The organism is Empedobacter falsenii (genome assembly GCF_013488205.1).
In the GTDB taxonomy this organism is placed as follows: domain Bacteria; phylum Bacteroidota; class Bacteroidia; order Flavobacteriales; family Weeksellaceae; genus Empedobacter; species Empedobacter falsenii_C.
In genome coordinates this window covers 822,807-842,461 of the sequence record NZ_CP040908.1, presented here as the reverse complement: position 1 = coordinate 842,461, position 19,655 = coordinate 822,807, and the positions used below count along the sequence as shown (strand labels likewise).

At 30.4% G+C, this 19,655-nt stretch carries 17 protein-coding genes and 1 pseudogene; 10 read left to right on the top strand and 8 right to left on the bottom strand.

The genetic code is table 11. From position 1 onward, the window contains the following. Nucleotides 1-5: 5 nt before the first annotated feature. Genes FH779_RS03970 through FH779_RS03960 form a run of 3 tightly spaced genes read right to left on the bottom strand, consistent with a single transcriptional unit; the run spans nt 6 to nt 1,863 of the window. On the bottom strand, nt 6-434 hold the full coding sequence (locus FH779_RS03970) for a hypothetical protein (protein ID WP_244958020.1): 429 nt from the start codon (nt 432-434) through the stop codon (nt 6-8). Nucleotides 435-455: 21 nt separating this feature from the next. Next, nucleotides 456-1,280 carry a DUF3347 domain-containing protein gene (locus tag FH779_RS03965; RefSeq protein WP_180906140.1) on the bottom strand — a complete coding sequence of 275 codons (825 nt, stop codon included), beginning with the start codon at nt 1,278-1,280 and terminating at the stop codon, nt 456-458. A 10-nt stretch (nt 1,281-1,290) separates the two neighbouring features. Continuing rightward, the gene (locus tag FH779_RS03960; protein ID WP_180906139.1) at nt 1,291-1,863 is read right to left on the bottom strand and encodes a helix-turn-helix domain-containing protein; all 573 of its coding nucleotides are present in this window, start codon (nt 1,861-1,863) and stop codon (nt 1,291-1,293) included. Nucleotides 1,864-2,090: 227 nt separating this feature from the next. Here FH779_RS03960 and FH779_RS03955 point away from each other — a divergent pair, with 227 nt between their 5' ends. The 6 genes and pseudogenes from FH779_RS03955 to FH779_RS03930 all read left to right on the top strand — a co-directional run bounded on the left by FH779_RS03955 (nt 2,091) and on the right by FH779_RS03930 (nt 6,761). Beyond that, on the top strand, nt 2,091-2,651 hold the full coding sequence (locus FH779_RS03955) for a DUF4256 domain-containing protein (protein WP_180906138.1): 561 nt from the start codon (nt 2,091-2,093) through the stop codon (nt 2,649-2,651). Between the two features lie 5 nt (nt 2,652-2,656). Beyond that, nucleotides 2,657-2,854 (top strand): hypothetical protein, encoded by a 198-nt coding sequence (locus FH779_RS03950; RefSeq protein ID WP_180906137.1) that lies wholly within the window; start codon nt 2,657-2,659, stop codon nt 2,852-2,854. 166 nt (nt 2,855-3,020) lie between these two features. Continuing rightward, entirely contained in the window at nt 3,021-3,890 is an 870-nt protein-coding gene (locus FH779_RS03945; protein WP_180906136.1) for a heme/hemin ABC transporter substrate-binding protein, read from the top strand. Between the two features lie 16 nt (nt 3,891-3,906). Then, complete coding sequence (locus tag FH779_RS03940; protein ID WP_038334102.1) at nt 3,907-4,938, top strand: FecCD family ABC transporter permease; 1,032 nt, start codon at nt 3,907-3,909, stop codon at nt 4,936-4,938. Continuing rightward, a pseudogene (locus FH779_RS03935) lies at nt 4,938-5,642 on the top strand (heme ABC transporter ATP-binding protein); the annotation flags it as partial. The gene FH779_RS03940 and the pseudogene FH779_RS03935, both read left to right, overlap by 1 nt. Nucleotides 5,643-5,723: 81 nt before the next feature. Next, complete coding sequence (locus tag FH779_RS03930; RefSeq protein ID WP_180906790.1) at nt 5,724-6,761, top strand: hemin-degrading factor; 1,038 nt, start codon at nt 5,724-5,726, stop codon at nt 6,759-6,761. Nucleotides 6,762-7,411: 650 nt separating this feature from the next. Here the strand turns inward: FH779_RS03930 and FH779_RS03925 are convergent. From FH779_RS03925 to FH779_RS03910, 4 genes are all read right to left on the bottom strand, one after another. Further along, the gene (locus tag FH779_RS03925; RefSeq protein ID WP_180906135.1) at nt 7,412-8,659 is read right to left on the bottom strand and encodes a T9SS type A sorting domain-containing protein; all 1,248 of its coding nucleotides are present in this window, start codon (nt 8,657-8,659) and stop codon (nt 7,412-7,414) included. 123 nt (nt 8,660-8,782) lie between these two features. After that, a complete protein-coding gene (locus FH779_RS03920; RefSeq protein ID WP_180906134.1) occupies nt 8,783-10,177 on the bottom strand; it encodes an HmuY family protein in 1,395 nt (464 codons plus the stop codon). Nucleotides 10,178-10,188: 11 nt separating this feature from the next. Continuing rightward, a complete protein-coding gene (locus FH779_RS03915) occupies nt 10,189-12,330 on the bottom strand; it encodes a TonB-dependent receptor plug domain-containing protein (RefSeq protein ID WP_180906133.1) in 2,142 nt (713 codons plus the stop codon). A 229-nt stretch (nt 12,331-12,559) separates the two neighbouring features. After that, on the bottom strand, nt 12,560-13,327 hold the full coding sequence (locus FH779_RS03910; protein ID WP_180906132.1) for a helix-turn-helix domain-containing protein: 768 nt from the start codon (nt 13,325-13,327) through the stop codon (nt 12,560-12,562). Nucleotides 13,328-13,621: 294 nt separating this feature from the next. Here FH779_RS03910 and FH779_RS03905 point away from each other — a divergent pair, with 294 nt between their 5' ends. The 4 genes from FH779_RS03905 to FH779_RS03890 all read left to right on the top strand — a co-directional run bounded on the left by FH779_RS03905 (nt 13,622) and on the right by FH779_RS03890 (nt 19,139). Beyond that, entirely contained in the window at nt 13,622-14,806 is a 1,185-nt protein-coding gene (locus FH779_RS03905) for a CynX/NimT family MFS transporter (RefSeq protein ID WP_180906131.1), read from the top strand. A 136-nt stretch (nt 14,807-14,942) separates the two neighbouring features. Then, nucleotides 14,943-16,442, top strand: coding sequence for a tetratricopeptide repeat protein (locus FH779_RS03900; RefSeq protein ID WP_180906130.1), 1,500 nt, complete (start codon nt 14,943-14,945; stop codon nt 16,440-16,442). 599 nt (nt 16,443-17,041) lie between these two features. Continuing rightward, complete coding sequence (locus tag FH779_RS03895) at nt 17,042-18,427, top strand: outer membrane beta-barrel family protein (protein WP_180906129.1); 1,386 nt, start codon at nt 17,042-17,044, stop codon at nt 18,425-18,427. A 157-nt stretch (nt 18,428-18,584) separates the two neighbouring features. Further along, on the top strand, nt 18,585-19,139 hold the full coding sequence (locus tag FH779_RS03890; protein WP_180906128.1) for a hypothetical protein: 555 nt from the start codon (nt 18,585-18,587) through the stop codon (nt 19,137-19,139). Between the two features lie 28 nt (nt 19,140-19,167). Here FH779_RS03890 and FH779_RS03885 read toward each other — a convergent pair whose 3' ends face one another. Next, nucleotides 19,168-19,644, bottom strand: a complete 477-nt coding sequence (locus FH779_RS03885) for an Lrp/AsnC family transcriptional regulator (RefSeq protein ID WP_244958019.1) — start codon at nt 19,642-19,644, stop codon at nt 19,168-19,170. Nucleotides 19,645-19,655 lie beyond the last annotated feature (11 nt).

Genomic DNA, 19,655 nt, shown 5'->3' with positions numbered 1-19,655 from the left:
ATTGATTATAATTGACTAAACTTCTTATAATTCTCCTCATTTTCGAAATAATCAACATTTCCTTGTTGATCTTTCAAAACGATATACGCATTCGCTTTATCAATCTTTTTTCCTGTAAAAGGATCAGTTGCTTTACGAGCCGTTTCATCATTCGGAATTCTTTCTACACACATATTACAACACCCATAATACGTTTTTCCGTCATAAGGAACTTCAAACTGATCTTTGCCCATATACGCATTGTTCACCATACAAACTTGCTTATTCGGAACCTTATCTCCAACATTGTAAGCCATTGTTTGCGAAGGTTGCATCATATCTGACATCTGTTCTTCGAGAGCAATAACTGCTGGTTCTTCTGTTTTATTTTGACAAGATGCTAATACAAAAACACATAATATTGAAACGCCTAAAACTATTTTTAAATTCTTCATTTTCATTCAATTTTTTAATTATTATTTCAATGTTTCAACTGTGCTTCCGCATGTCAACATCATATTTCCGTAGAAAGGATTTTTAATAGCCGAATCTTTACTCAACCAATTCGAACCGCCATTAAACATCGGACAATTTTGATAATAAACTGTATATCCTAGATTTGCTTTTTGAGCTAATTTGTACATTGGTTGTGACAATTTTGCAAAAGTTGTACGTTGTTTTTCAATATTTTTTTCTTGAACTAATTGTTTCGAAGTTGTTTCTAAATCATTCAAAACTTCCATCCAAACCATATGCGATTCATGCGAAAGTTTACCCATTTCTACAGCAGAAAGTGATTGAGAAAATGCTGTAATTTGTTTCGAAATTTCACTTTCATTTGCTTTTACAAAGACATCTTTCAATGAAAAATAAGCATCAAAAACTTGTGATAATTGATTTTTTTGTTGAGAATTTTCAGTTTGATTATGAGTAGAATGATCCATTTCTTGATGGTTCATCAACATTTTTTTATCCCGAGAATATTGACAATCTTTTTCCAATTTTGCATAAGCTTCATCAGGCGCCATATATTCAGCATTATCAAAACCTGCTAACGCAATATTCTTCAAGATTTCATTCGAATTTGTTTTTGCTTTATTGTATGAAATTGAAGCTGTTTGAGTCGTCGCGTCAAAATCTACTTTCGAAATTCGAGCTTGATTTCCAGCTTTTTCTATTAATTCTTTTGCATTTGCACAATTTCCTTTCACTTGAAATTGTTTGGTTTCTTGATTTTTAAATTGTGCATTTGCAGCAAAAGCAAGAAAACTTCCGATGATTAAAAAACTATACTTTTTCATGATTTTTAATTTAGATTTTATCAATTGGTCGACGCGTATGTTTGCTCAATTGCTTGAAAACAGACGGCGTCAAACCAGTTACTTTTTTGAATTGCGCACTAAGATGTGCTACACTCGAATAATTCAATTGAAATGCTATTTCACTCAACGATAATTCATCATAAATCATTAATTCTTTAACTTTTTCTATCTTTTGTTGAATAAAATATTTCTCAATTGTTTGCCCTTCCATTTCCGAAAAAAGATTCGAAATATATTTATAATCTAACTTCGTTTGTTCGCTCAAATAATCAGATAAATTGACTTTCAGTTCGTTATTTTCTTGATGAACCAATTGAATAATCAATGTTTTGATTTGTTCAATCAACTTGCTGCGTTTATCATCGATTAATTCAAAACCAACTTCTTCCAATTCATTTCTAACCAATTCTAATTGATCAGCATCAATCGGATTTTTCAATTCAACTTCTCCCAATTCGATATGATTTGTTTCGATGTTATTCATCTTCAAAATTCGTCCAACCACTACTTTACAGCGATGACAAACCATATTTTTTATAAATAATTTACTTGTATTTTCCATAATATATTCTTCGAAATTGAGCGATTTAATTCACTTAAATTTACAAAATCTTATGTTACAAATTTCGTACAACTTCATTTCAAAAGATTATACAATTTGGAAGATGATGTATATAATTTTCAGATTAATCATTTGTCATTAACCTATTCTTGATAAATGAATTACCAAAATCATCTGTTTTTTTAATATATTTGGTTAGAAATTAATTTCTCAAAACAATAAATTCTATGACAAAAAACGAACTAACTCCAGCAGAACAAAATAACTGCATTCAAATTTTAAAAGAACGTTTTGAGAAAAATATGCACAGACATCAAGATTTAGATTGGCAAAAAGTGGAAGAAAAATTCATCAATCAACCTGAAAAAATTTGGTCTTTGTATCAAATGGAAATTACTGGTGGTGAACCTGATATTATTTTTAATGAGGATAAAACAGATGAGTATTATTTTGTAGATTGTTCGGCAGAAAGTCCGAAAGAGCGTAGAAGTTTAGCGTATGATTACGAAGGGCAAACGTCTCGCAAAGAACATCAACCAAAAAATAATGCGATTGATGTCGCAAAAAGTATGAAAATTGAATTATTGACCGAAGAAGAATATCGTTTGTTGCAAGCTGTAGAAATTGTCGATCAAAAAACCTCAAGTTGGTTAAAAACACCAAAAAAAATTAGAGAATTAGGCGGTGCTATATTTGGCGATTATCGTTATGGAACTGTTTTTATTTATCACAACGGCGCGCAATCTTATTATGCAGCTCGTGGTTTTAGAGGAATTCTAAAAGTTTAAAATCTATGAAATTTGCATTTCCATTAATTGTTTTCCTTTGTGGTACAATTCTATTTATTATTGGCGCTTTGTGTAAAATCACACATTTTCACTTTATCATTTCTGCGAATTTGATGTTATTTTTAGCTTCCATTATTCAAATCATTGGAGTTATCATCTTCATTTTCAAATTAATTATTCACAATAAAAAGACACTTCTTTAAATCCATAACTATCTGATAATCTGAATTTAATTCAACTCGAATATTTCGTTTTATCATTTAAAAAATCTTTCAATAATATTTATTTTAAATTATTCTAAATAAATATTGTCTAACTAAATCTTTTTCTTAATATTTGTATTTTAATTTAGACTTAATACAAATAATAATGAAAAAACTATTTATTTCTACTGCAATCTTAGCGCTATTAGCAAGCTGCACGAATAAAGAAGCAAAAAATGAATCGACTGAAGAAGTAAAAACAGAGAATACGATTTCGAACGAAAAAATTGTTTCTTTAAATGGAGCAATTACTGAAATTTTAGCTGATTTAGGAGAAGAAAATAACCTTGTTGGTGTTGACGTTACAAGTACTTACCCTGTATCTGTAAAGGAAAAAGCGACAGATTTGGGACATACTCGTTCTCTGTCAATCGAGGCTTTATTGGCTTTGAAACCAACAAAAGTATATGCAACGGATAAAGACTTGAATCCAGAACAAATTTCACAACTAAAAAATGCTGGAATTCAAACTGAAATTGTAAAACAAGATTATTCAGTTGAAGGAACGAAAGAGTTAGTAAAAACGGTTGCAACTTCTCTAAATAAACAAGATTTTGATGCTATTACTACTAAAATTGATACAGATTTAAAAGCTGTAAAACCTTTGGCTACAAAACCAAAAGTATTGTTCATTTACGCTCGTGGAGCAGGAAACTTAATGGTTGCTGGAACAAACACACCAATGGAAAAAATTATTGGAATTGCTGGTGGACAAAATGCTATTACAGAATTTGAAGATTTCAAACCATTAACACCAGAAGCAGTTGTAAAATCAAATCCTGATTACATTTTGATGTTTGATAAAGGCTTAGAAAGTATTGGTGGCGTTGACGGCGTATTAAAATTAGAAGGTATTTCTTCTACAAATGCAGGAAAAAACAAAAAAATCATCGCGATGGATGGTCAATTGGTTTCTGGATTTGGACCACGTGTCGGACAAGCAGCAGCGCAATTAAATCAATTACTTCAAAAATAAAAAAGTCTAAAACAATATGTATCCGCAAATCAGAATACATCTTTCTTTATTAAGTTTAGGCATCTTTGGTCTTGCAATTCTTGCATTATTCTTGGGTGTTTATCAATTTAACGAATCCATCCTATCTATTATCAATAAAGCTATTACCAATAGAACTGCCATCAACGACAGCGATTATTATGTGCTTTTCGATTTACGATTACCACGTATTATTATGTCTATTTTGGTTGGTGCTGGTTTGGCTGTTGCAGGAACTTGTCTACAAGGTATTTTCAAAAATCCGTTGGCATCTCCAGATTTGATTGGGATTACATCAGGAAGTATTTTATTTGCTGCAATTACAATTGTTTTGGGAGGATATATCAAAGATTTTGTTCCAGAAATTATCCATTACTCATTGCTTAGTTTGATGGCATTTGTCGGCGCTATGTGTTCCACTGTTTTTGTGTATAAAATTTCTTCACATCATCAAAAAACAAATATCACCATTTTACTGTTAGCAGGAGTTGCCATTTCTGCCTTATGCGGATCTGCAACCGGATTGTTAACATATCTATCATCAGAAGAAGAATTACGCAATCTAACATTTTGGACATTAGGTAGCATTGCAAGTGCCAACTGGGACAAAATCTTAATTTTAACAATCGTAGTTAGTGTAAGTTTTTACTTTTTAATTGGAAAAGGAAAAATACTAAACGCGATGATGTTGGGCGAAAAAGATGCTGAACATTTGGGAATTAATGTCGAAAAAACGAAAAGACAAATCATTGTTTTCTCAGCTTTATTAGTCGGAACAATTGTTTCTTTTACAGGAACAATCGGATTTGTAGGATTAATCGTTCCGTATATTTTACGATTAGTCTTCAAATCAAATTATGTAATCATTCTTCCCTTATCTGCATTTTTAGGCGCGATATTAGTCATTGTTGCAGATACAATCAGTCGAACATTGGTTGCTCCATCTGAAATCCCAATCGGTATTTTAACTTCGTTAATGGGCGCACCAGTTTTTATTTCAATTTTAATGAATTATAAAAAATCATTGTAATGTTAGCGGTAGAAAATATTAATTATCAATACAAATCATTCAAGATTTTAGATACGATTTCGTTTGATGCAAAAGCAGGAAAAATGATTGCAATCGTTGGACCAAACGGTGCAGGAAAATCTTCTTTATTGAGCTATATCGCGAATGAAATTGAACCAAATGCTAACCTAATTCGACTAAAAGATATTGCCTTAAAAAACTGGAAAAAAGAAGATTTACCGCAACATAAAGCTAAATTTTCGCAACATCAACCAACAGATATTCCGCTTACAGTGAAGGAAGTTGTGCTGATGGGACGTTATCCATATTTCCAAAATTCACCTCAACAACAAGACATCGATTCGGTTGATTATTGGATGACCAAAACCGATATCAATCATTTAAAAGACAGGGATTACATTCATCTTTCTGGTGGCGAAAAACAGCGTGTACATTTGGCGCGCGTTTTTGTGCAATTAGAGAATGAAGTCAATCAAAAACTACTATTATTAGACGAACCTTTGAATAATTTGGACGTTTCTCATCAATTTAATTTGTTAGAAATTCTGAATGATTTTAAACAAAAAGGAAACTTAGTAATTTTGGTAATGCACGACCTTAATTTGGCTTCTCAGTTTGCTGATGAAGTGATCTTAATGAACAAAGGAAAAATTGTTTATCAAGATAGTCCAGAAAAGGTTTTCCGACCAGAAATCATTTCCAAAATTTATAGATTTCCTTGTACCATTTGTAAAAATCCAATCGACCAAAAACCACTTATTTTATTCGGTAAAAAAACAATTACAATGAACACACTTACAGATTTAAAACAACAATGGGAAGATTTGAAAGCAAATCAACCTAAAATTAGAATACGTAACGCAGCGAAAGAACTTGGCGTTAGCGAAATGGAACTTTTAGCAACGCAATTAGGCGATAATGTTACAAAATTAAAGCCTGAATTTGTTGCGATTTTACAAGAAATAGAGTCACTTGGAAAAGTGATGGCTTTGACGCGCAACAACGAATGTGTGCACGAACGCAAAGGTATTTATCTGAACCCTGATTTTTCTTCGCCTCACGCACAACTTTTTGTTGGGGAAGATATTGATATGCGAATTTTCTTGAATCATTGGAAAACAGCTTTTGCAGTTGTAGAAAAATCTGAACATGGAGAACGCAAAAGTTTACAATTTTTCGGGAAAGATGGCGAAGCTATTCACAAAATATATTTGGTTCCGCAAAGCAATGTAGAAGCCTTTGATGCATTGGTTGAGAAATACAAAGACGAAGATCAAGAAACTATTCCTGCAACAGAAATCATCGAAAATAATGTTACAGAAAAACCTGATAACGAGATTGATGTTGAAGGTTTTCAACAAGCTTGGGTTGAGTTGAAAGACACGCACAATTTCTTTACAATGTTACGCAAATTCGGAGTTACACGTACGCAAGCATTGCGTTTGGCTCCGACAGATTATCATGCAAAACAAATTTCGAATGAAGCAATTGTTCAGTTCTTAGAAAAATCTGCCGAAACGCAAACGCCAATCATGGTTTTCACAGGAAACAAAGGAAATATTCAGATTCATACTGGTGAAATTAAACGTACGATGTGGCATGAAAACTGGTTCAATATATTGGATCCAGATTTTAATATGCACTTGGATATGTCAAAAATTGCTTCAACTTGGATTGTTAGAAAACCAACTGAAGACGGTATTGTAACAGCGATTGAGGTTTTTAATGATAAAGGAGAAATCATTGTGCAATTCTTTGGAAAAAGAAAACCAGGTATCCCTGAATTGGAGCAATGGCGCGAGATTGTCGCTGAATTGAATTAAGAAGAATCTTACCAAATTTTATATTTCACACTAAATTTTACCCGATTAATAGAAAATGTTAATCGGGTTTTTATTGTACTATAATTTAGTCTTTCATCAAGAGTTTTATATATTTGATTATGCTAACGACAAAAGAAAAAATAAAATTCATTTTCAAACCTTATATATTAAGTATGTTGATTTTTTCAGTAGGATTTACACTATTTTTTACTCTTCTGAAAACCATCTTTCTTGATCATATTGATGTATTTATTGTAGATTTTATTGTTCCTGTTATATTTGGACTCATATATGTTTTTATCTATTTATTCAAGTTTCCTTTTCAAAATTTAGTGTTTGATAATAAATTAAATTTTACACGTTTAGTTTTATTCTGTACAATAACACCTTTATTTTTACTTCAACTTACCATCTCAAAATACTTACTGAATGAAAAGTTGATAGAACCATTAATGCTATTTATTTTTTCAGAAATATTTACTCTTTTTGTTTTTTTGATTAGCCTAAAATTCGCGAAAGTAAAATCTAATAACCAACTTTACAATTCTTTCTAACTTATCAATTTTTAAAGCATTATAAAATCACATAATAAAAAAAGGTCGTCTTTTCAGACGACCTCACACAAAGAGACAAATAAAGTACTCAAAACTTTATTTCAAAACTATTTTTTTCGTTTCAACTTTATCGGCAGATTGTACTTTTACGATGTAAACTCCAGCCGAAAGTTTATTTAATTGTATTGTTTTATTTGTAAATGATGACGTTGGTTGATAGCTTTCTTGATGCACCAATTGTCCATTTATCGCATAAATTTGAATATTTAATGGAGACGATTTCGCTTCTTGAGAATTGTACACCAAACCAATTGTTTTAGGTTGAGAAGTGGTATAAATTTCAAACTTCGTTTTGGCTAATTCTGTTGTTCCTAAATTAGTTGTTACATTTTCGTAATCGAATGTTATTTTTCCTGTAGAAGTTCCTTCAAAAGTTTTGAAAACTAATTTATAAATCTGATTCGTAGATGTATTTTTGATAAAATGATTCGTTGGATTCACTACATAAGACCAACCCGATAAGGTTTTCCAATTATATCCAACTGCATTAATATCTGCTACATAAGCTGTATCATCAGTAGGATTTCCAGATTCTGTTTTCGCTACTTTGATCAAATCACTTTGCAAAACTCCCGTTACCGTATACATCACAATATCACCATCATTCGTCGTAAGTGGTGTAACATATTTTGTAAATTTCAAATCCCATTTACTTTGGTCTGGCTCTGGTGTAACCGCTTTATCAGTCAATAAACTATAATAATTGAACAAATTAGTTGAATTGGTTTTATGTGGAAGATTTACTTTTGTATCAGCAGACCAAGTTCCATTTGTCAATTTAGAATACGTAAAATTATATTCGCCTAAAGGAGCTGCAAAATTATCTATTTTCAATTTTACATATTCTCCTGTTGCATATTTCAAGACAAAAATGATTGAACCATTTACGTAATGATTTGCAATACTATAATTACCCCAACCATATGTCGCAGAACCATTATTGAAAGCGCCTTTTTGCCAATCAGTATCCGAATTATACAAAGCAGTCCAAGTAGATAAATTTGCTACATCAATTGCATTCCATTTCGACAAATCATTTGATGCTTCGTACACCTGAATTCCTGCACCATCATTCACTCGAATTCCTGTTGACATATTCGATTTTCGATAAAATGAAATATCCCAATCGCTTCTATTTACAGAATTCGTCGATTGATCTGCCAATCCATAATAAACATCATTTGCATAAGCTGCACCCATTGTGACTTCACCTTTTATGGTTTGTGCATTTATTGCAACAGATGTTAGAATGATTGTTGCTAAAAGTGTAAATTTGTTTTTCATGATATAATAATTTTTTAATTGTTATTCAGAATTAGAACAGTCAATCCGAGAGATTACACTCTGACCCGTATGACTCGGATTGACGCATTCTAACCACTAATAATGAGTATGTTTATGATAAATTTATTTGATAAGTTTATATTCAAATTTTGGATAACCTCTCACGCCAGAAGCATTCAGAAAAGCTAACATTTTAATTTTGTAATAATTATTTTCTGCATCTTTGATGATATAAAATCGATCCGAAAATAATTTTTGAGGAGCAGTAACTTGTCGCCAAGAATCACCAATTGCACGCTGATCGTCTAAAAATTTTGTTTCATCAATCATCGTTTCATTAAATTTTTCGTAGGTAATTTCATTGGTTACATCCACACGATAGGCTTTTGCGCCTGCTTTCAGATTATTGACTACGTAATCCGAATATCCATAAGAACCATTTCCTGTAATAAGATTAGTGAAAACTGTAAAATTCAAATCCCATTCTAATTTTGGAGGTTCAACATCTACAATATCATTCGTCGTAAAACTGAAGTGAACAAAATTATGCGTCGACGTTTTTGCTATAACTTTTTCTTTGTAAGTCGTATCATCTAAATCGGCATATTGCATCACATATTGCTCATCTTTTTTGATGAATTTCACTTTTTTCCAACCGCGTGAATTTCCAGCAACAGCCGCAGAACCAACCGCAGGCGTTGATGTTCCGACTTCGTAACCCAAATTCAGTAAATAAACTGGGTTATCTGATTCTTTAATTTCCGCAATCGCTGTTTTCAAAATATCTCCAGCAGGATCGTCAACATATTCTTTGTTCGAATCTGTAAATGTTCCTACCGCAACTTCGTTGATTAATTTCCCAACCGATGCTTTTGTTACTTTTGACAAATCGGTTTCGTCCAACGCTTTTACCGCCATATAAATAGAAGTATTTAGCGTCACTCGGAAATTTGTTCCATTGTAAAAACCTAAATCCCAAGAATCCCTTTTTACCTTAGTTTGCGTTCCTTTACTTAAGTCTACATAAACCTGATATTGCTGATTTGGTCCGCCAATTTCCACATCCATTGTTCCGCCAATCGAATTTTCGAAAGAGATTTTTGTTGACGAATATCCTTGAATAATCGCTAATGGATAATCAATTTTTGTAATTTCAAACTGAATTGTTTTATCAGAACGATCAAATGGATAAATCAAATTCTTGAACGTAAAACTTGTTGACGTTTCACCTTTTTTGATTGGAATAATAATTTCTTGATTTGTAACTGCAACAGAAGTTGAATAATCGACATTATAAGTTGCTTTATCTTCGGTTACTTTGATATGAAGTTGTCCATCTTGTTCCGCAACTTTAGAATAAATTAAATTTATTGTTTTCTCATTATCAATCTTACTAAAATCGATACTTGCATCCTTAAAAGCAACAACAAAATCTTGTCCAATTGGATTGTTTTCATCATTACACGACCACAAAAAAGAAAGACTGAACAATAAGGTATATATAAATATTTTTTTCATGATTTTTTTGATTAATTAATTCCTAAATTGAACGTAAGTTTAGCAAAATACGAACGTCCATATCCATACAAAATACTCGTAGAACCTTGGCTGTGCGCGCCATCATTTCCAGATGAACTGTTCAAATATTTCACATCAAACAGATTTCTCGCACCAATTGTCAAATCAAGTTTTTTGTTCCAAAAACTTTGTTTAATCGACGCATCCATCCAGTTAAAAGCTTCTTGTTTGCCTTTTACCAAAATTTGTTCACTTGTATTTGACGGATTATTTTTCAAAACAAATTGCTCTTGAGCTCCATTGTATTTATAGAAAAGTGAGAAAATTGTATTGGTTTTTGGTAATGTATACGAAACATTTGCATTGATTTGCGTTGAATAGAAATACTTATTTTTAACTGAATTTACAGCTACTGCTTCATCGATATCCTGCTTGATTCCTGTCAACGTAAAACCAATTCCACCCATAAATTGATGAACTTTAAATTGATTCAAATACGTAAAACCTTGCACATCATAATTATCAATATTACGATATTGATATTTCAGTGGAGACTCTTCAACAACAATCAAATCAATCTTATCTTTCAGATTAATTTTCCACAACGAAACTTTTTGTTCCAACGAATTATTTTCGCCGATATTCCAATTCTTTTTTAAGTGAACAAAAGCAGAAACTCCTTTTTCTGGATTCAGATTTTCGTTTCCTTGCACATTATGATTGACGTCTACGAAATACGAATACATTTCCTCATAATTTGGCAAACGTGGCGAAGTACCAACAATCGCGCGCAATTCCCACTGTTTTCCAAATAGATATTTCGCACTCAAACTCATCACATATTGCGTATCAAATTGCTCCGAAAACATCACGCGAGCGCCTGGACGAAACGAAAGTTTATCATTTAGATTAATTTCAGAAGAAGCAAAAAAATCATACGTTCCTAATTTTCGTTCTATCGGTTTTTGGAAAAATTCTCCTGCCGAAGTTGAAGCAAAACCTTTGGTTTGATCGATTTCATAACCAAATTGAAAATCGAAATAATCATTTTTATTGATAAAATTGCTGAACATTCCTTTCGAATAATACACTTTTCGACTTTCATATTCGAACTTGTTTACATCATGTTCAACACCTTCAAGAATTTCATAATTATACGATTTCAACTTTCTTTTTTGTTCTTGATACGAAAACGAAACATCATAGTTAATCACTTTTCTAAATCGCCCAGAAGCATTTAAGTGATTGTAAATACGATCTGTCGTATACGTTCTATCTTTTCCAAAATAATCAACCGTCGCAGTTGGCGCATTCGTTGAAGCAATTGGATTGGGATCGTAATACTTGGTTTCTTCGTTGAAATATTCGAATTTATAAAACAAACGATAATTGTCTTTTTTATATTGAACAAATGCTTTTGCTGCATTTTGCTCTTTTGGCAACCATTCGTATCCTCTCAATCCATCATTATTAGGATAATTCTTTCCTTTTTTATCATCAAAAAATCCTTGAAAATCATTACGTGAAAAACTTAAATTAGCGTAGATTTTGTCTGAAAATTTATGCCCGATTTTCAAGGATTGTATATGTCTTCCCTTATTTTTCCAATTGTATTCGTCGCCAATGGTTTCCTCTTGCAAAGTCGCAGAAATATCAAATTTATTCTTCCCTCCTTTTTTAGTAATAATATTGATTACTCCCGCTATAGAATTAGCTCCGTATTCAACTCCCATCGCACCTTCTACGATTTCTATTTGCTGAATATCATCTAAATTAATTTGCGTTAAATCGGTATTATTTCCTAAACCTTCGTCGTTAACTAATGGAATATTATCTACCAAAATTTTGAAATATTGCGCATCCAAACCAAACATTTGCACCGTCGATTTTCCTGTAGAAGAACTCGGAATAATATTCATATTCAATGTTTGATTTAAAACATCTGCCAATGTATTTCCTGCTTGTCGCTCGATCATTTCTTGCGAAATCACTTTTACTTCGTAAATAGATTTCCTGACCGATTGTGCATTATATTGCCCAGAAATAACGGTTTGTTCCAAATTAATCGTCGAATCTTTTGGAAACGAATTAATTTCTTGAGCCTGTAGAGTTAGTGTTGTAAGTAAGCTTAGTAGAAAAAAGCGCCTCTTCATTTGTCCTTAATTTTATTATTTAGAATTAGTCTAATAATTAATAAGACAAATGTAAACGAATTTTTTAATTTATTTTTATTTATTCTAAATTAATTTATTGAACAATGATAAAAATCGAGTTTCATCTTCTAATTCTGATAAAAGAATGAGATGTTAAAACATTATCAATCAACTTAATTTGTTGAAAATTAAATTAAGGAAACTAAAAATTGAAGGAAATTAAAACGAATTATTTTCGTTTAGGTTTTGTTTTTGTAACAGCAAAATAAGACGCTGTAAAAGCAGACAAACTTTTGTAACCGACTTGATAAGCTATTTCGCTCAATGTAAAATTATTGGTATCTATTAATTCAATACTTTTTAGAATTCGGACAAGTTGCATATATTTTTGAAGTGTAATTCCCGTTTCTTGTTTGAAAATTCGTTGCAAATTTCGAGCAGACATATTCGCTTTATCTGTCAATTCATTCAAATTAAAATTTGTCGAATAATGAAAATGAATGTACTCACTCACAGGAATTAAACGTTTATCAACAAGAACTGGCAACTCCAAATTATGGTTTTCATCACAAAAATGAGGCAAACTATACAACATCGAATTTAAGAAAATCTTTTGCTCCTTATCTTCTACCAAAAATTTATTCCATTTTGAAGCATATAGCATCATTTCCTTTAGAATTGGCGGTGCAACAAAAACATGAATATCGTTGTAAAAATCCTCCTTAAAAGTTTCTTTAAACAAAATCAACATTGGATTGACGGTTTTCGCCTCAGAAGTTGTACGATGTAGCTTATTTGCAGGAATCCAAATAACATGATTTTGAGGGACTAAATAAATCTTTTGTTCGATATGAAAATATTGGTAACCTTCTTCAACATAATTCAATTGGAAATAATCATGCGAATGAACCTCATCCGCATTTTTGCGATTCTTCTCGTACCAAACATAAGTATTGGTCGTCATATGATCCGAATATTCTCCAATAATTTGTTTCATAAATGAATTAATTTTTCCTTTTGTACATTTAGCTAATTATAGCAATAAAACCGTCAGTTCGAGTGAAATTCTGGAAGAATTTTATATCGAGAATAAGGTTTTAGAAGATAAAAATTCATCTTAATTCTCGATATAATTTTTATTCATTTCATTTCTAAAAATCACTCGAACTGACGAATTTTAATTCAATATGTACAAGATGTTAATTTTATTTGTCGTTTTAAATATAATATATGGCAAAATTAATAAAAACGACATGATTAATTTTGTAACTGAATTAGAAATATCAAGTCAATGGAAAAAAATAAAAATATTTGGATTGGAATTGCAGTTGTCATTTTAGTTTCAACTAACCTAAGAGCGCCAATTACTGCTGTAAGTCCAATTTTAGATGAAATGAAATCTGTCTTAAAAATAGACAATTTTCAGGCAAGTTTATTAACTTCTATTCCACTTTTCGTATTTGCATTTTGTTCAATTTTAGTGAGTAAAGCCACTGCAAAAATTAATATTCGACATGGATTAATTTATTCCTTAATCATTCTAACTATCGGGATTTACGTCCGTATTTACGGCAATATTTCGATGTTATATATCGGTTCGTTACTAATTGGATTGGGAATTTGTATTGGAAATGTTTTGACACCAGCGTATATAAAAAATACGTTTCCAACAAAAATTGGAATTATGACAGGTATTTTTTCGGTTTCGATGAGTTTAATCGCCGCATTAGCTTCTGGATTGAGTATTGCAATTGGAAACTGGACAAATTTAGGTTGGAAAGGTTCTCTTGGAGTTTGGATTATAGCGGCTATAGCTGCACTTATAATTGTCTGTATTGATTCTTTAAAAAATAAAACAGCAACTCAACAAAAAACTGTTCAATCAGAAGATGTAAAATTCAATATTTTCAAATCGAAACAAGCATGGAACATTAGTATTTTTATGGGATTACAATCGTTGATTTATTATTGTTTGGTTGCATTATTACCTACTTTACTCATCGATTTTGGAATGACAAAAACCAATGCAGGCTGGGTATTTTCGGTTTTACAACTTGCCATGCTACCCGCCATGTTAGTTAGTCCAATTTTAGCTTCGCGCATGAAAAATCCAAAAATTATGATTTACATAACTTCTGCTTTATATTTTATTGGAATCATAACATTGTTAATTTTCAAAGCAAAATTCAGTTATTTGAGTGCGATTTTAATTGGAATTGCAGGAGGGTTTGCCTTTAGTCTTTCTATTTTATTCTTCTCATTGAAAACAAAAACAATGGTTGGAACCATCAAAATTTCGGGAATGGCACAATCTGTTGGTTATTTGATTGCGGCATTTGGACCTCCTATTTTCGGAAAATTATATGATATCGAGTCTACTTGGAGCTATTCATTATACTTTTTAATGTTCTGCATGATTATTCTAACATTTTTTGGAATAAAAGCGTCGCAACCCAAATTTGTGGAGGAAGATTAATTCGTAATTAAATAAAAAAGAACTGTTTTATTATTTTAATAAATTACTATCATTTATTGATATCAATAGTGTATATTAGTATGCAATTAAAACTCTTATTCTACATTACCTTAATCAAAACTTGTTAATTAGAATAATGAAACCTAAATCGAGTCTTTTTATTGCGCTTATTTTAGCAGCTCAGTTTTTATTTGCCAATACAAATAATAGCACAACCCAAAAGATAGACAGCTTACTACAACTTGCCAATCAACATGTTGTAGTAGACTACAATAAAATGCTTATTGAATCAAATAAAGCAATAATTTTAGCAGAAAAACAAAACAACATTCCTAAAAAAATCGAAGGATACAATTTAATTTCTAAAGCATTACTTGCTCTTAACCAATTAGACAAAGCATCATATTATATAGATAAAGCCTTAAAGGAGGATTATGTAAAAAATAATAATAAACAAAAAGCTCTTTTTCTATCTACGCAAGCTACATATTATAGTAGACTAGGGCTACCTAAATTTTATTTACAAAAAAATATTGAAGCTTTAGATTTAATTAAATTTAAAAATGATATCGAGTCAAAGCTTATTAAAGCCAATATTTATATCAAATTTGCAGATTATTATTTTGAGAAACATGATATAAAATCTACACATTTTTATGCAGATAAATCAATTGAAATGATTGAGTCTATTTCTATTAAAGATTACAATAATGCCAAAAATATTTTTAGAATAAAACCTTACGTATATTTTTATAAAGGTTGGTTTTATATTAACAATAATCAGCCTGAAAAAGCAAAAAAATTTATTGATAAAAGTTATAAACTTGCGATTGAGCAAAACTATAAATACCTTGGAATTTTTTATGAATTAAATGGCGATTATTATTTTCAAATAAAAAATTATGAAAAAGCAATAGAATCTTATTTAAAATCAATTGAAAACAATAAATATTTTAATCAAAGTTATTCATATGTAGATTCTAAAATTGCGAAAAGTTATCATATGATTGGTGATTATGAGCAAGAACGTTTACACCTTATTAACGAATCAACTGGTCATAAAGACGAACTAGCCAAAGCTAGAAACTCGTTAGAAAATGAACTTTCTCGTGCGCAAGAAAATGAAACAATTCTAAAGAAAAAAACTCAAAAAGAATATATTTTAATTACCGCAATCATTTCTCTTCTATTTTTAATAGGATTCTTAATTGTTTACAAAATTTTAAAAATACGTAAACGTCGAATAATCGATGAAAAAGAGCTTCAATTAAAAGAAAAAGAAGATATTTTAAGTAAAAACGAACAAGAAATAACAAATTTACATCAAAAAGTAAATGAAAGTTTTGGTGAATTAATGGAAATGGCAAAAAGTAATTCTCCGCATTTTTGGTGTAGATTTCAAGAAGTACATCCTCATTTCACTTCTAAAATGTTAGAAATTAATCCGAATCTAAAAAATAGTGAATTAACTTTTGCTGCCTACATTTATCTTGGTTTTACAACAAAAGAAATTGCTAATTATACACATAAAGCCTTAAAAACAATAGAAAATAATCGATATAACATTCGAAAAAGATTAGCGCTAACACCAGACAAAGATCTTATGGTATGGCTTAAAACTAATATTGATAATTAAGGTTTGTATTCTAGTTATATAAATAAAAAAGAACCTCAAATCTGAAAATAATTCTATTAATTGAGGTTCTAGAATAATTACTAAAACTAAAACATTCTTTAAATAATTTGACTAACAATGTTTTATTATAAATATTACAGTCTTTAGATTCTTCTAACTCTTATCAATCAGATAATATATAAGAGTTTGAATTAATAGTTTAATTAAAATTACTTCCAGTAATTCCAAACAACTCCATCAAAAATCGCCAAGGAAATAGCGGAATTATTAATATTATTTTAAAGAAAAATCCCAATCTTGGCTGGAGCGGGAGTGTAAATTCTTCATATCAACGAAATTCATACAATGGTTTCAGAACAGGCGGAACGCTTAATTATCAATCGAATAAAATAAGTAGTTCATTAAAAATAAATCAAGGTGATATTAATTACAAGCTACGTAATAGCCAAAATTTTATTGGGAAAGAAACCGCAATTTATACAAACGAAGAAAGGCATGATAACCCGAAGATTTTTAGCGTTAATTATAACTTAGATGTCAAAATCAATAAAAACCAAAATACAGGATTTATTTACAGTTATAGTAAGTTGAATTATGATATGGATACAAAAGGAATCAGCCGATACCAAACACATTCGGTTATTGATTCTACTTTGTATACCAATCAAAAACAACATTGGACAACACCTACACATACCTTGAATGCTTATTATGATATAAAATTAGATAGCATTGGAAAAAAGCTAAATTTCACGGCGAATTTTCTAAATAATTCACCCAAAAAATTCAACGATTTTAATACGCAAAATGAATTGAATAACAACGAAACTTTAATTCAGAACAATAGTAAAATGAAATATTCGATCTTTTCGATGCAAGCTGATTTTACTTTGCCTTACAAATGGTCGAACATAGAAACTGGAGCAAAATATACATTATTGGATAACAAATCTGATGTGGAATATTATGAATTTGATGGAGCAGATTTTATTTTGAATCCTACTAATAGTAATGTTTTTCAGTACAAAGAAAATAATTATGCAGCTTATGTGAGTTTCCAAAAAGATTTCAATCAAAAATGGTCAGCAAAAGCAGGTTTGCGATACGAATATACTTCGCTAGAAGGTTTTACACCAAATGACGAAAACAGCAGACTGAAAAAGGACTATGGAAAATTATTTCCTACAGCTTATATCAGTTACAAACCAACTACTAATCATTCGTTCAGTATCAATTATTCCAAAAGAATAAATCGTCCCGATTTTCAATCTTTAAATCCATTCCGTTGGTACACGAATCCGTATATGTATTACACAGGAAATCCTAAATTACAACCATCTTTTAATGATAATATCGAACTAAATTATTCGTACAAAGGAAAATTGACTTTTGGACTTTATAATCAATATAGCCAAAATAATTTGTCTAATATTGCACGATTTTCGGATGGAATTTACAGCAATGTAGTAGAAAATAGTTACGATCAAAACAGAACGGGATTCAATATTGGATATTACAACACCTTTTTCAAAATTTGGGAAACTTCAGTTAATGCGAATGCATCTTATACAACCACAAAACCGACTGTTTCTGAACTGGAAAAGTTAAAAGTTTATTCGATGTCGTATTCTTTTTATAATACCATCACATTGAATAAAGACAAAACATGGTTTTTGATGCTAAACTTCTGGCATACGCTTCCATTCACTTATGCGAACATAAAATTGCAAGATCAATTAGAGTTTTCGCCAGGCATTAAAGCTTCGTTTTTCGATAAAAAATTACAAGCAAATTTTGTAATAAATGATGTATTCAAAACGATAAAAAACAAAGGATATTCGTATAACGGCGATTATCGTTCGGAGTTTAATCAATACAATGATTACAGAGGTTTCAAACTTAGTTTAACATACAATTTTGGAAATAATAAAGTGAAAGAAAACAACAAAAAAGTGAATTTCGAGGAACAAAATAGAGCAAATTAAACTTAATTCAACTCTCAAAAACATCAACTTAATTGTTAAGGTTTAAATTTCGATACTATTTTTCAAAAAATATAAAAATAGTTATGGTGCATTCCGATGAATATGAGATATTTGTTTGATTTAACACATCAATATAAATTAACGAGAACTAAATTTAATGAAGAAAGCATTAGAAAATTATTCAATTCAATTTATCAAAGAAATTATTCCTGTAACCGTAGGTATTTTGATTGCACTGTTTATTGACAATTGGAACACGAATAGAAAAGACCAAGTGTATATTAATCAAGTATTTTCAACGATAAAAAGTGAATTGAATGAAACAACGGAAGAAATAAAATACAATATTCCTTTGCAAAATTCTTATGTCGATTCGCTCGAATACTATGCTGATAACAAAAGTGTTAACATTTTGGATATCACAATGAAATGTAAAGGCGTGTTTATTCCTCAAATTAAAACAAGCGCTTGGAAATCAGTTTCAACTTCCAAAATTGACTTGATAAATTATGATAAAATCACTTCTTTATCTAATATTGAAGAACAAAAAGATATATTGAAGAACAAAACAGAATTTTTCATGAATTTCTTATACTCCAACTTTTATGAAACCGAAAAGAACAAAAAAGAAACCATCAAAATTCTAATATTAGACATTATTCAAACCGAAAAAACAATTCAACGACAAATTGATTTTTATAATAAGAAGTAAGGTGAAAGCTGAATAGTAAACTATGTTTTTATTTAAAATCCTTTTTGGGTAATGGAATTTGAAGTCCCGCTTTCACCGTATGCATGTTGACAAATGTCTTAAAACGTCGAATATTAGAATTACTTAAAAACAATTTTCTTATTAATGATTCATACTCTTGCATGCTCTTAACAACCATAATTAGTATAAAGTCTACTTCTCCTGTCACATAGTAACACTGTTGTACTTGTGGAACCTGACTAAAAGTGTTTTTTATTTCATCAATAAATTCAATTTTATCTGTATCCAAATCCACTTCTACAAATAATAAAATTTGAGAAGCAACTTCTTCAGGGTTAATGACAGAAATATCTGCACGAATTACTTTTTCCTCACGCATTTTTTTGATTCGGCGTTGAACTGCCGCTGCAGATAATCCAATTTTATCACCAATATCACGTTGCGAAGTCATGTTATCTTTTTGTAAAATATCAAGAATTTCTATATCAAATCGGTCTAAATCCATCATAAACAAAG